General features: G+C 63.0%; 12 protein-coding genes. 6 read left to right on the plus strand and 6 right to left on the minus strand.

Features of this window, described 5'->3' with window-relative positions:
* Nucleotides 1-27 precede the first annotated feature (27 nt).
* Nucleotides 28-1,845, minus strand: a complete 1,818-nt coding sequence (locus AC0CMF_RS18655; RefSeq protein WP_374629483.1) for a M3 family oligoendopeptidase — start codon at nucleotides 1,843-1,845, stop codon at nucleotides 28-30.
* Nucleotides 1,846-2,034: 189 nt separating this feature from the next.
* On the opposite strand from AC0CMF_RS18655, the gene AC0CMF_RS18660 reads away from it, so the two are divergent.
* Both AC0CMF_RS18660 and AC0CMF_RS18665 read left to right on the plus strand, forming a co-directional pair.
* Nucleotides 2,035-3,594, plus strand: coding sequence for a sigma-54-dependent transcriptional regulator (locus AC0CMF_RS18660; RefSeq protein ID WP_374629484.1), 1,560 nt, complete (start codon nucleotides 2,035-2,037; stop codon nucleotides 3,592-3,594).
* Nucleotides 3,595-3,969: 375 nt separating this feature from the next.
* On the plus strand, nucleotides 3,970-5,634 hold the full coding sequence (locus tag AC0CMF_RS18665) for a peptidoglycan L,D-endopeptidase MepK (RefSeq protein WP_472482429.1): 1,665 nt from the start codon (nucleotides 3,970-3,972) through the stop codon (nucleotides 5,632-5,634).
* 123 nt (nucleotides 5,635-5,757) lie between these two features.
* On the opposite strand, the gene AC0CMF_RS18670 is transcribed toward AC0CMF_RS18665, so the two are convergent.
* The 3 genes from AC0CMF_RS18670 to AC0CMF_RS18680 form a co-directional block, all read right to left on the minus strand.
* Nucleotides 5,758-6,021: a DUF2312 domain-containing protein gene (locus AC0CMF_RS18670; RefSeq protein ID WP_050472441.1), complete on the minus strand. Its 264-nt coding sequence runs from the start codon at nucleotides 6,019-6,021 to the stop codon at nucleotides 5,758-5,760.
* A gap of 99 nt (nucleotides 6,022-6,120) precedes the next feature.
* Nucleotides 6,121-6,423, minus strand: a complete 303-nt coding sequence (locus tag AC0CMF_RS18675; protein ID WP_050472440.1) for a DUF1244 domain-containing protein — start codon at nucleotides 6,421-6,423, stop codon at nucleotides 6,121-6,123.
* Nucleotides 6,424-6,442: 19 nt separating this feature from the next.
* Nucleotides 6,443-7,234, minus strand: coding sequence for an N-formylglutamate amidohydrolase (locus AC0CMF_RS18680; RefSeq protein WP_374629486.1), 792 nt, complete (start codon nucleotides 7,232-7,234; stop codon nucleotides 6,443-6,445).
* Nucleotides 7,235-7,336: 102 nt separating this feature from the next.
* On the opposite strand from AC0CMF_RS18680, the gene AC0CMF_RS18685 reads away from it, so the two are divergent.
* The 4 genes from AC0CMF_RS18685 to AC0CMF_RS18700 all read left to right on the plus strand — a co-directional run bounded on the left by AC0CMF_RS18685 (nucleotide 7,337) and on the right by AC0CMF_RS18700 (nucleotide 11,243).
* The gene (locus AC0CMF_RS18685; RefSeq protein WP_374629487.1) at nucleotides 7,337-8,638 is read left to right on the plus strand and encodes a glycerate kinase type-2 family protein; all 1,302 of its coding nucleotides are present in this window, start codon (nucleotides 7,337-7,339) and stop codon (nucleotides 8,636-8,638) included.
* A gap of 72 nt (nucleotides 8,639-8,710) precedes the next feature.
* Nucleotides 8,711-9,172 (plus strand): DUF1036 domain-containing protein, encoded by a 462-nt coding sequence (locus AC0CMF_RS18690; RefSeq protein ID WP_050472437.1) that lies wholly within the window; start codon nucleotides 8,711-8,713, stop codon nucleotides 9,170-9,172.
* Entirely contained in the window at nucleotides 9,169-10,605 is a 1,437-nt protein-coding gene (pyk, locus tag AC0CMF_RS18695) for a pyruvate kinase (RefSeq protein ID WP_472482415.1), read from the plus strand. Before AC0CMF_RS18690 ends, pyk begins: the two co-directional genes overlap by 4 nt.
* Nucleotides 10,606-10,757: 152 nt before the next feature.
* Entirely contained in the window at nucleotides 10,758-11,243 is a 486-nt protein-coding gene (locus tag AC0CMF_RS18700) for a type II toxin-antitoxin system PemK/MazF family toxin (RefSeq protein WP_082205882.1), read from the plus strand.
* A 156-nt stretch (nucleotides 11,244-11,399) separates the two neighbouring features.
* Here AC0CMF_RS18700 and AC0CMF_RS18705 read toward each other — a convergent pair whose 3' ends face one another.
* Nucleotides 11,400-12,332 carry an alpha/beta fold hydrolase gene (locus tag AC0CMF_RS18705; protein ID WP_374629489.1) on the minus strand — a complete coding sequence of 311 codons (933 nt, stop codon included), beginning with the start codon at nucleotides 12,330-12,332 and terminating at the stop codon, nucleotides 11,400-11,402.
* Nucleotides 12,333-12,382: 50 nt separating this feature from the next.
* Nucleotides 12,383-13,060 carry a tetratricopeptide repeat protein gene (locus tag AC0CMF_RS18710; protein WP_208991469.1) on the minus strand — a complete coding sequence of 226 codons (678 nt, stop codon included), beginning with the start codon at nucleotides 13,058-13,060 and terminating at the stop codon, nucleotides 12,383-12,385.
* Nucleotides 13,061-13,087 lie beyond the last annotated feature (27 nt).

Consider the following 13,087-nt stretch of genomic DNA (forward strand, 5'->3'; position numbering starts at 1 on the left):
CTCATTTTATCAATGGAAAACCGGACCTCAGTCTTCCATCGCCTCCAGCTCGTCGATGATGCGCTCGATCACCGACAGGCCCTTCTTCCAGAAGCCCGGATCGCCGGCATCAAGCCCGAAGGGCGCCAGCAGCTCCGAATGATGCTTGGTGCCACCGGCCTTCAGCAGATCAAAATACTTCTGCTGGAACCCAGCCTCGGCTTCCTCATAGACCGCATAGAGCGAATTCACGAGGCAGTCGCCGAAGGCATAGGCGTACACATAGAAGGGCGAATGGATGAAGTGCGGGATATAGGTCCAGAAGGTCTCGTAGCCCTCACCCAGATGGATTGCGGGTCCAAGGCTCTCGCGCTGAACATCCATCCAGATCTCGCCGATGCGCTCCGCCGTCAGCTCGCCGTTGCGCCGCTCGGCATGGATGCGGCGCTCGAAGCTGTAGAAGGCGATCTGCCGCACCACCGTGTTGATCATATCCTCTGCCTTGGAGGCCAGCATGATCTTGCGGGTGCGCTTGTCCCCGGCCTTGTCCAGCAGCGAGCGGAAGGTCAGCATCTCGCCGAAGACGCTCGCCGTCTCGGCCAGCGTCAGCGGCGTCGGTGCCATCAGCGGGCCGTTGGGGGCAGCGAGCACCTGATGCACGCCATGACCCAGTTCATGGGCCAGCGTCATCACGTCCCGCGTCTTGCCAAGGTAATTGACCAGCACATAGGGATGCGCGCTCGGCACGGTGGGATGGGCAAAGGCACCCGGCGCCTTGCCGTCGCGTGCAGGCGCATCGATCCAGCCCTTGTCGAAGAAGCGCTGCGCGATTTCCGCCATCTCCGGCGAGAAACCGGCGTAAGCGGCCAGCACCGTATCGCGGGCCTCGCTCCAGGGGATGACCCGGTTGTCCGCCTTCGGCAGCGGTGCATTCCGGTCCCAGTGGTTCAGCTTGTCCATGCCGAGCCAACGGGCTTTCAGCGCATAATAGCGGTGCGACAGGCGCGGATAGGCATCGCGCACGGCGGCAACCATGGCATCCACCACCTCGCGTTCCACCCGGTTGGCCAGGTGCCGGCTGTCGGCAATGTCCTCGAACTTGCGCCAGCGGTCGGAGATTTCCTTGTCCTTGGCCAGCGTGTTGGTAATCAGCGTGAAGACCCGCAGGTTCGCCTTGAAGGTTTCGGCCAGCGCATCAGAGGCTGCCTTGCGCCGTGCCGGATCAGCGTCCTGCAACAGGTTCAGCACCTGCTCGATGCCAAGGCTTTCGCCGCCAACGGTGAAGCGAAGCGAGGCGATCGTTTCGTCAAACAGCCGGTTCCAGGCGCCGCGCCCGGTGACGGACTTCTCGTGGAACAGCTGCTCCACCCGGTCTTCCAGCTGGAACGGCTTTTCCTTGCGCAGATCCTCGAACCAGGGACGGTAGTGTTTCAGGCCGGAATCCTCCAGCGCCGCTTCGATCACCGCATCCTCGATGGAGTTGATCTCCAGCGTGAAGAACAGAAGGTGCGAGCTGGCCGAGGTGATCTTTTCCTGCACGTCGCCATAGAATTTCTGCCGGGCCGGATCGGTGGTGTTGCCGGCATAAACGAGGCCCGCGAAGGAAATCAGCTTGCCGAGCAGGTCTTCCAGATCCTCAAAGGACTGAATCGCAGCAAGGAGCCCGTCCCTGTCTTCGGCGGCAAGCCTTGCCAGATGCCCCTTGTAAGCGCCTTCGAACTGGCGGGAGCGCTCGAGGGCTGCGGCCAGATCGGCCTGAACCTGCGGCGCGTCCGGTGCCGGATAGAGGTCTGTGAGATCCCATTCCGGCAAGTCGCCCAGCCCTGTTGCGGTTGCGTGGGAGCTGGCGGCTTCAATACCCTTCATAAATCCTCCGGTTGCATCCGTGCGATGCGTCAAAGACATGTCTGCAAGTCTGTGCTTGTTGAAATTAGGGCGCAAACCCCGTCACAAGCAATCATCATTCTATCGAATGGCGCCATGATTATGGACGATTTGTTTACTTGCGGCTGCGAATGATGGCCCGAATTGAGACAGGTAAGGCCGGGACGTAAAATGGTAGCAGCCAGCGGACGCATCCTCGTTGTTGATGACGACCCGATCCAGCGCCGCCTGTTGCAGGAGGCCATCACCCGCTTTGGTTACAAGGTGAAGCTGGCCGAGAACGGCGCTGAAGCGCTGAAGATCATGACCGGCGTGGAAGGCGCGGATATCGACCTAGTCGTCATGGACATGGTGATGCCGGAGCTGGACGGCCTTGGCGCCCTGCGCCAGATGCGGGCCCAGAAGATTGCCGTGCCGGTGATCATGCAGACCGCCCACGGCGGCATCGACACGGTCGTCAATGCCATGAATGCGGGCGCGCAGGATTTCGTCGTCAAGCCGGTGTCGGCCGAGCGGCTGGAGGTCTCCATCCGCAACCTGATGAAGGTCTCGGCACTCGAAAGCGAAATCACCCGCCTGCACAAGCGCGCGTCCGGCACGCTGACCTTCAACGAGATCATCACCCGCTCGGCCGCCATGGAGCGCGTGCTGCGCCTTGGCCAGCGGGCCGCCTCGTCCAACATCCCGATCCTGATCGAAGGAGAGAGCGGCGTCGGCAAGGAACTGATCGCCCGCGCCATCCAGGGCACCAGCGACCGCAAGTCCCGCCCTTTCATCACCGTGAACTGCGGCGCCATTCCGGACAATCTGGTGGAATCGATCCTCTTCGGCCACGAGAAAGGCGCCTTCACCGGCGCGGTCGACAAGCATGTCGGCAAGTTTCAGGAAGCCCATGGCGGCACCCTTTTCCTGGATGAAGTGGGCGAGTTGCCCATGGAGGTGCAGGTCAAGCTCCTGCGCGCGCTGCAGGAAGGGGAGATCGACCCCATCGGCGCCCGCCGCCCCGTGAAGGTGGACTTCCGCCTCATCTCCGCCACCAACCGGCGCTTGCTGGATCTGGTGAAGGAAGGCGGCTTCCGCGAGGACCTTTATTACCGGCTCAACGTCTTTCCGATCTGGATCCCGCCGCTGCGCGACCGCATCGAGGACATTCCGGCACTCGCCCGCCATTTCCTCGCGCGCTTTGCAGCCGAGGAAGGCAAGCCGCAGGTGCGCGGCATCTCGGCCGAAGCGCTGGCCCTGCTGCAGGCCTATACCTGGCCCGGCAACATCCGCCAGCTGGAAAACACCATCTTCCGCGCCGTGGTGCTGTGCGATGGCGACCAGCTCGTGCCTGAGGATTTCCCGCAGGTGGCAGCAGCGCTCGATCATCCCCTGCCCGTGCCGGAACTAAAGGCAGCGCCTGTCAGCGTGAGCGCGAGCTCTTCGCCGGCCACAAGCGCGGCGGCGGCGTTTTCCACAAGTTCCCCACAGGGCGGCCAGGCTGTGCCGCCTCATCATCAAGCTGCCACAAGCTCCCCCTATGGGTTCCTCCGCAGTCTTGACGATGGCGGTCATCTGCGCAGCCTGACGGCTGTGGAGGAGGAAATGATCCGTACGGCCATCAGCCACTATGGCGGGCGGATGACAGAAGTCGCGAAACGGCTAGGAATTGGACGCTCGACGCTGTACAGAAAGCTGAAGGATTACGGTCTGGAGGACAGCACCGATCAGCAGACTGGAGAAACGTGACAGCGCAGCTGCGGCATACCGGCATCTGTCAATGGATGTTTGATTGAGCCGTTCCGGACTGCTGACGCAGAAACCTTCTCCTGGATCTGCCTCGACTGGAGGACAAGACAATGGGAATCAGCCGGTTACCAAATGCGGCATACGCAAAATCAGGGGCTGGATTCCTCGTTGTAAATTCGCCACTATGGGCCGTGAAATGAAATCACGGTAAAAACTTCTTAACCTCACGCCGGTAACGTCCTCTTCATCATCGGGGGGAAGTTCCGGCCGCCAGGCCGATAGAATGCGAGAAGTGATTTGCGTACACGGTTTGCCCGAGACAACGCCCTGACCCGACTGAAGCGCCTTGTGGCGCTCGTCTGTGTTTTCGGCGCCATGCTCCTTGCGCCTGCACTGGTTGCACCCGGCCTGTCATCCGCACATGCCGAAACCCGCACCCTCAAGCTCTATAACGTGCATACCAAGGAAAGAGTTCAGATCACGTTCAAGAAGGACGGCCGGTATATCCCGGGCGGCCTGCGTGACGCGAACCGTTTCCTGAGGGACTGGCGGCGCAACGAGATCACCAACATCGACCCGAATCTGCTCGACCTGGTCTGGGAAGTGTACCAGCAGGTTGGCGGACGTGATTACATCCACGTGGTGTCGAGCTACCGTTCGCCGGCAACCAACAACATGCTGCGCGGCCGCTCGCGCGGTGTGGCGCAGAAGAGCCAGCACATGCTTGGCAAGGCGATGGATTTCTTCATCCCCGGCGTTGATCTTGCAAAGCTCCGTGCCACCGGCCTGCGCAGGCAGGTAGGCGGCGTCGGCTTCTATCCCACCTCCGGCTCGCCCTTCGTCCATATGGACACCGGCAGCGTCCGCCACTGGCCGAAGATGACGCGCCAGCAGCTGGCAAGCGTCTTCCCGGACGGCAAGACCATTCACATTCCCGCCGATGGCAAGCCGATGCCGGGTTATCAGCAGGCCCTGGCCGAGCTGAAGAGCGGCCGCCGCTCTGCCCCCGTCGTTGTCGCCAGCAACAGCGGCGGTGAGGAAGGTGAAAGCACCAGCCGGATGAACACACGTGGCCAGACCCTCACCTCAGGTGACGATGGCCGCCTTGTGCGTCCCGCCGCAAGTGGTGGCCGCAACTTCCTGGCCGCCCTCTTCTCTGGCGAGGATGACGATGTAGAAGAGGCTGCAGCCCAGCCTGACCGTGCCCCTGCGCAGGTGCGCCCGGGCGCAGTCGCTGCACGCGGCACTGTGGCTGCAACTCCGCCTGCTGCAGCACCGGCACGTGCGCCTGAACCCGAAGCTCCTGTTGTCACCGCAACCGCCCTGCCTCAGGGCAAGCCCGCAGGGGCCCGCGAGCCAGCCAACATCCCCTTCCAGATTGCATCGGCTGATACAGGCGGCGTCAGCGCCGACGAGGCTCTGAAGCAGGCTGCCGCAGCCGCAGCGCCGGTCCCGCCCGCAGCACCGTCCCAGCCAGCCGCCGCGCAGCAACTGGCCGCAGTCGCGGTTCCGCACGCCAAGCCGCAGTCGGCAACCGCCCGCGCCGTGGCTCAGGCCACGGACCCTGTCTCTGCAATCATGGCTGCCACGGGCACCCAGCCGGCTCCGAAGCCGCAACTGACGGCAGCGGCCATGGCCTATGCCTCGCAGGCCGCCACCCAGCCGCAGCCGACCACGCAGGATGTGCTGCGCGCCAAGGCAGCGGAAGCTGCGGCCCGGATGGCCCGCGACAAGAAGAAGCCGGCCACGCCTGCTCCGACCCTTGCCGGCCTCGTACCCGCGCAGATCAAAGATCCGCTGGCTGGTTTTGCCCGCGCACCGGACAAGAACTCGCCGGAGATCATCTCGGCCGCATCGACGCTGCGCACCGGATCCTTCGCGAAGATGAGCCATCCGAACCAGCGCAAGCTCACCGAGCTGCTGGAGCCGGGCAACCGCTTCCTGAAGAACAGCTTCACCACGGCAGCTCCGCAGGACATCCGTGCCGACAGCTTCACCGGCACCGCCGTGGCAATTCTTCCGGTGGTCTACACCCGCTGAACCGGGTGGAAGCACAAGCTTGAAACAAAAAGAGCGGCCCCTTGAGGCCGCTCTTTTCATGTCCGGTGCCCCGGAAAAGAAACGGGCGGCCACGCCGCCCGTTTGCAAACCGGTGGTCTGCGTTCAGCCGTTGCCGGAATAGGCCGACATGCCGAGGGCCTGGAGGTACAGGTCGAGAACCGCTTCCTCTTCCTCACGCTCATGCGGCTGCTTCTTGCGCAGGGAAATCACCTTGCGCAGGATCTTGACGTCAAAGCCGTTGCCCTTGGCCTCCGCATAGACATCCTTGATGTCGTCGGAGATCACTTTCTTTTCTTCCTCAAGACGCTCGATACGCTCGATAAACGCCCTGAGCTGGTCTGCGGCAACGCCACCCGGATCTGACATGCTAGCACTCCTTCAGTTGTGAATTGCGCCTGCCCTGCCACGGTCCGAAGGCCGGGTCAAGCGGCGGCTTGATGGGAAGTCCCAAAGTTTGAAGCCGGATCAGTGCTCCGGACGGCTGGCGTCGAAGGCAGCCTTCTGTTCCGCCGTCGCCTCGCGCTGGTGGAGCCGCTTCCAGTCTTCATAAGGCATGCCGTAGACAAGTTCCCTTGCCTCGTCCTTGCCAAGGGCGACACCCGCCTTGCCTGCTTCCTCCGCCATCCAGTTGGACAGGCAGTTGCGGCAGAAGCCGGCGAGATTCATCATGTCGATGTTCTGCACATCGGTGCGCTTGCGCAGATGCTCCACCAGCCGGCGGAACGCCGCTGCTTCCAGCTTTTCCTGCGTTGCTGCATCAAGATCCATCGCTGTCTCTCCGCTTGTTTCAGTCCGCCCGCGACCCGTGATGCCGGATCTGGCGCAGGTCCGGCATGCCGGTCATGCGGCGCAGGATGGACTCCAGCCGGCCGGCCCATTCCAGCACACCCGCCTCATCGCCGATCAGATCCTGCCGGACTTCGATCAGCACATGGGCCAGGCCGCGCCGGGTGCAGTGGCGGTACATTGTGTCGTTTTTCAGGGCTCCGTCGTAAGGCTCATTGTCGCCGACGACAAGCGTTCCATCCGCAGACAGAGCTTCGAGAACGGGCGTAACCGCACGCGGATCCTTGTCCCACAGCAGCCCCGCATGCCAGGGCCGCGGCGTGCCACGCCAGACCGGCGTATAGCTGTGGATCGACACGACGACCGGAGGTGCCGCCTCTTCCAGCATGGCATCCAGCGTCGCGGCGATACGGTCATGATAGGGCCGGTGATAGAGCGCAATGCGCCGCTCCCGCTCTGCCGCATCATGGCGGGCATTGCCGGGCACAACGGCACCATCGGACAGGCGCATCACCAGCGTCGGATCATCCTCCCCCCGGTTGGGATCGATCAGCAGGCGCGAGAAGGTCGTCATCAGCGCGGGCGCGGCAAGCCGCCGTGCCAGTTCCAGCGTCAGCGGCCGCACGCCGATGTCATAGGCGATATGCCGTTCAAACTGTGCCGGAGGCAGGCCCAGATCGCCATATTCGGGCGGCAGGGCGTTGCGGGCATGATCGCACAGCAGCAGCAGGCCGCAGGCAAGATTCCCGTCAATGGCTTCGACAGGCTCAAATGCGGAAGGGTTCAAGTGCATTGCTCGGGGATGACGGTTGAGAGGATGCGCAATTCGGATGACGCAAGCGCTTTGCTTGCGTAAGAAATAGAACATAGAGGCGCCTCTACCAACAGGTTTTCGATGCCCGTCGCCACACATACCGCTTCCTTTCTCGAAACCTTGTTTCAGGCTGCGGTTGATGCTGCTCTTCCGGGACAGTGCCTTCCCCCGCATTTGCCTGAACCTGTGGAAAGCGGGCGGATCATTCTGCTGGCGGCAGGCAAGGCGGCAGGCTCCATGCTGGAGACAGCCGAGCGCCATTACCGGGAAGACCGCGGCCTCGGGCCGGACCGGCTTCTGGGCCTTGGCGTCACCCGCCATGGCTACGCCCGCCCGACGGGCACCATCGAACTGGTAGAGGCCGGACACCCCGTGCCGGATGAGGCGGGCGTTGCGGCAACGCTGCGCTGCCTCGACATCGCCCGCAGCGCGCGAGCCGGCGATCATGTGGTGGTGCTGCTCTCCGGCGGCGGCTCTGCAAACTGGATTGCCCCGGCTGAAGGCGTGTCTCTTGCCGACAAGCAGGCGCTGACCAAGGCGCTGCTGCGCTCCGGGGCGACGATCGACGAGATCAACACCATCCGCAAGCATCTCTCGCGCATCAAGGGCGGCCGCCTTGCCAAGGCGATCCGTCCGGATGTGGCGCTGACGACGCTGGCCGCGTCGGATGTGCCCCACGACGATCCTGCGGTGATTGCCTCCGGCCCCACCGTGCCGGACCCGACCACGCTGCAGCATGCGCGCGGCCTGTGCCTGGCACGCGGCATCAGCCTGCCGCCCTCCATTCAGGCTGCACTGAACGACCCGGCCAACGAAAGCATCAAGCCGGGCGATGCCGCTTTCGAGGGGCGCAGCTACACGCTGGTGGCAACGCCGATGCAGTCCATCGAGGCCGCAAGGCGCGTGGCAGAGGCCGCCGGTTACGAGACGATCATCCTGGGCGACAGCCTTGAAGGTGAGGCGCGCGACGTCGCCGCCTCGCATGCAACACTGGCCCTTGACCTGCAGCGGAGCGGCCGGCGCTGCGTGCTTCTGTCCGGCGGAGAATTGACGGTTACCATCCGCGGCGACGGATGCGGCGGGCCGAACCAGGAATATGCGCTGGCGCTGGCGCTCGCCCTCAACGGCACCGAAGGCATTTCGGCAGTCGCGGGGGATACGGACGGCACGGACGGCGGACGCGGACGCGCCGATGACGCGGCTGGTGCCATGCTCGATTCGTCCACCCTCGCCCGCGCATCGGCCACGGGTCTTGATGCTGCCGCATTTCTGGCGAGAAACGACAGCACCGGCTTCTTCGAGAAGCTTGGGGATCTGCTGACCCCCGGGCCAACTTTCACCAATGTCAACGACTTCCGTGCCGTTGTCATTGACAGGACATGACCCGGACCGCAAAAGTCCTCACAAATTATCGGATTAAATCGGTTTAATGATCACGGACAAGGAACGCAGGGCATGAGAGATCCGGCATGGACCGGCACAGGCTTTGCGCGTGCAGCTCTTGCATTTGCAGCTTTTGTTGCTGTTGCTCTCCTGAGTGATACGGCAAAAGCGGACTTGCGCCTGTGTAACAAGACCGAAAGCAACGTTGGCGTTGCCATTGGATACAAGGACAAGACTGACTGGGTCACCGAAGGCTGGTGGAACCTGGCAGCCAACAGCTGTGAAACGCTTGTGCCGGGGGCACTTGTGTCACGCTACTATTACATTTATGCCGTCGATTACGATCAGTTTGGCGAATGGGGCGGCCGGGCGTACATGTGTACGCGCGAAAAAGAGTTCACGATTCGCGGAATTGAAGACTGTGTGGCGCGCGGCTACGAGCGCACTGGATTTTTCGAAATCGACACAGGCGAGCAGAGCAACTGGACGGTTCAGCTGACTGAGCCGGTACAACAGGGAACGGGTGCACAATGAGGCGAAATCGGCGCGTTAAAATTCTTGCAACTCTGGGACCGGCCTCTTCCACCCAGGAGATGATCGAGAAGCTGCATACGGCCGGTGCGGATGTGTTCCGCATCAACATGAGCCATGCTGACCACGATCTGATGCGCGAACTGGTGCGCCGCATCCGCGCTGTCGAGGAGAAGGTCGGCCGCCCGATCGGTATTCTCGCCGACCTCCAGGGCCCGAAGCTGCGCGTCGGCAAGTTCGCCGAAGGCCCGGTGATGCTGGAAGACGGCGCCACCTTCGTGCTGGACTCCGCCCCCACCCCAGGCGACGTCTCCCGCGTCTTCCTGCCCCATCCGGAAATCCTCAAGGCACTTCAGCCGGGCCACCGCCTGCTGCTCGACGACGGCAAGATCCGCCTCGTTGTCACCGAGTGCACTCCCTCGCGCGCCATGACCCGCGTGGAAGTCGGCGGCAAGCTGTCCGACAAGAAGGGCGTCAGCGTTCCGGATTCGGAAATCGGCATGAGCGCCCTCACCGACAAGGATCGCGCCGACCTGACCGCCGTGCTGGAAACCAGCGTGGACTGGATCGCTCTCTCCTTCATCCAGCGCCCGGACGATATTGCCGAAGTGCGCAAGATCGTGCGCGGCCGCGCCGGCATCCTCGCCAAGATCGAGAAGCCCCAGGCGATCGACCGTCTGGCCGAGATCATCGAGCTGTCCGACGCCCTGATGGTTGCCCGTGGTGACCTTGGCGTGGAAATGCCGCTGGAGCAGGTTCCCGGCCTCCAGAAGCGCATCGTCCGCGCTGCCCGCCGCGCCGGCAAGCCGGTGGTCGTCGCCACCCAGATGCTGGAATCCATGATCACCGCTCCGGTGCCGACCCGCGCCGAAGTGTCGGACGTCGCCACGGCCGTGTTCGAAGGCGCCGATGCCATCATGCTGTCGGCGGAGTCGGCTGCTGGCCAGTTCCCGATCGAAGCGGTCAGCACCATGGACCGGATCGCCCAGCAGGTGGAAACGGACCAGAACTTCCGCACCATCATCCACGCGCAGCGGACCGAGCCGGAGGCCACCGGCGCCGATGCCATCTCGGCAGCGGCACGGCAGATCGCCGAAACGCTGAACCTTGCGGCTGTCGTCTGCTACACCTCGTCGGGCGCCACGGGCCTGCGCGCCGCGCGTGAACGCTGCTCCGCCCCGGTCATCGCCCTGTCGCCGGTCGCTTCCACGGCCCGCCGTCTTGCCCTCGCCTGGGGCCTGCACTGCGTCGTCAGCGAGGATGCGAACGACGAGAATGACATGGTGAACCGCGCCTGCAAGATCGCCAGCCAGGAAGGCTTCGCCAAGCCCGGCCAGCGCGTGATCGTGACGGCCGGCGTGCCCTTTGGCACCCCCGGCTCCACCAACATGCTGCGCATCGCCTTCGTCGGCAGCGACGGCCAGAGCGGCCTCTGAGAGCCCTCAAACACCTGATACCTGATGGCCCGCCCCTGGCGGGCCATTTTGTTTGAAGGAGCACAACCCAAAGGGGCAAAGAATAGATTACACTTGATATATGGCGAAGTTTGCGAAAATCTCTTCTGACAAATTTCCTGGACTGCACTCGAATGAATCAGAGCGGCCATCATCAAACTGACCCGGAGTTCTGGATCCAGGAATGGCTTACTCAGATCAAACGAGTTTCTGAATCACGCTGGCCCAAGAAATTCAGGCCAGTCATCAAGGGCACACCGCGCGTCGGCGACCTTTACTGGTGTAACTTCCATCGGGAAACCGAAGTTGAGCTCCCTGAAATGTGGAAGACCCGGCCCTGCGTCATCGTAAGCCGCAAGAACGTGCTTCACGGCAAGGTTACAGTTCTGCCTTTTTCAACATCACTTAGGAATGCAGATGACGGGATGGCCCATGAGGTCAGCAAGGCGACTCGCGACAAGCTGGATGGCAGAGTAAGCTGGATTCTATGCGATCACCCCTGCACCGTTGCCACCAGCCGCTTGCGGCAAGTGAAGGGCGGTGTCCCGAAACTGCCCTCTGCGGAACTGAGGGACGTCCTGCTTCTGATGACAAGGGCTCTTGCGGAACCTCTTCCTTAAGCACTTACCTTGACTTTTGAGCAGTAAGACGCATATTTGAAGACATATGCGGGAATGGAAACATTCTTCCGCCGCCCGGAGACGGGAGTTAAATGCCAAGCCACCCCTCGGGGTGGCTTTGGTTTTTCAAGCGCCCGCACGCTTCCCCCCCACGCCTCAAAGCCCCCGGATCAGCGCCACGATCTCCTCCGTGTGGCTGTGCTGCGGCATGTGGCCGGCGCCGGGCAGTTCGATCAGGCGGCAATTGGGCAGATCGCGCTCCAGGCCCTTCGAGTGAATGCTGGGCCAGACAACCGTGTCCTGATCGCCTGTGATGGCAAGGGCCGGCTGGGTGATGGCGCCGTAGTCACGGCACTGCTGCGCCAGATGGCGGTTGAAGGCGGCAAGGTCCATGGCATTGGCGCGGAAGCTCTCCGGCCGGAACAACAGATCCACGCCGATGGCCGTGTCATATCCCTCCGGCACGCTTGCCGGCGCAAAGACGTTGCGCATGGAGGCAGGCGCCAGACGCTCGGCAGCGGGCAAGGCCAGCGTGCGGCAGAACAGTTCCCCGATCACAGGCAGCGCAGCGAGCTTGTAGTACCATGCGACGCCGCCATTCCAGGGATGGGTGGCGGGCGCCAGAAAGACGAGGCCCCTGACCCGCTCCGGCGCCTCCAGCGCCAATGCAGCGGCCACAGAAGCCCCAAAGGAATGGCCGATGACAACAGCCGGCCCGAAGTCCAGCATTTTCAGGAGCGCGGCGATGCGCCGGGCCTGATCCCGCGGCGAGGCATCCGGCGGCAGGTTCCGCTCGGAGAAACCAAGGCCCGGCCGGTCCACGAACAGCATCTCGTGCGTGTCCTTGAAATGCGGCGCAAAGGCGAGGTGCAGATCCTGCAGGTTTCCGCTCGCCCCATGGATGAAAAGCAGGCGGGGCACATCGCCAGAGACAGCAGGAGGCCACGAACGAACATAGTGCACGTATGCACGGTCAACAAAGCCAAGGGTTCCGGCCGGCTTATGACGGGCATTGATGCGCCTGCGGCGCAATTCGGTATAGAGGGCGAGGAACAGGAAAACGGCGACAACAATCAGCAACAACGACACTCCGGCAGCCGGTTGAGCCTGAGTGCGGCAGCAAGGGAACGGGCCCGGCCTCAGATCGGCTCGCCGGCCAGTTCCTTCTCAAGCTCTTCGATTGCTTTACGTGCGCTTTCCAGTCCCGGATGTATTTGCGAGACACTCCGGAAGGTGGCCAAGGCCTTTTCCTTCTGGTCCAGATGGCGCTGGATGATCGCCAGACCGGACAGCGCGCCCCAATGTCGGGGCTCCAGCGCCAGAACGTGCTCGATGTCGGCCAGCGAACGGCCATACTCGCGCTGCACATAGTAGATAGTCGCCCGGCGGTTCCAGCCCTCGGCATAATCGGGCTTCAAGCGCAGCACAACATCCATGAGATCGAGGGCAAGGCCATAGTCCTCGGCCCTGAGAGCAACGGCCGCGCGCTGCATCAGCAGGTTCACCGTGTCGCTGCCGGATTCAAGATGCGCCCGCTGGATCTTGCGCGCGATCGGAGCCGCATCGCGGTCCGATTTTGCAGCAGCAAGGTCCCGGTAGAGGCTGTCCAGCGGCTTCTCGTCAGCCTGGACCTCAGGCGCCCTTGCAGCACCGGACGCATCCTCATCGCCTTCCGGCGGCAGAGTGTTAAGATCCTCTGCGGAAGGCGGTGGCGTGCCGGGCGTCACTTCCTGCGCCAGCGATGGCTGGAGCGGAAGGGCAAGAAGGAAAGCTACAAACAGGAAAAGCCGCATGCTGGCAAGGATACCTTGCTGCACGCGGCCGTCAATCCTGCAAAGCAAGAA

Source organism: Pannonibacter sp. CBAS1226, assembly GCF_055685825.1.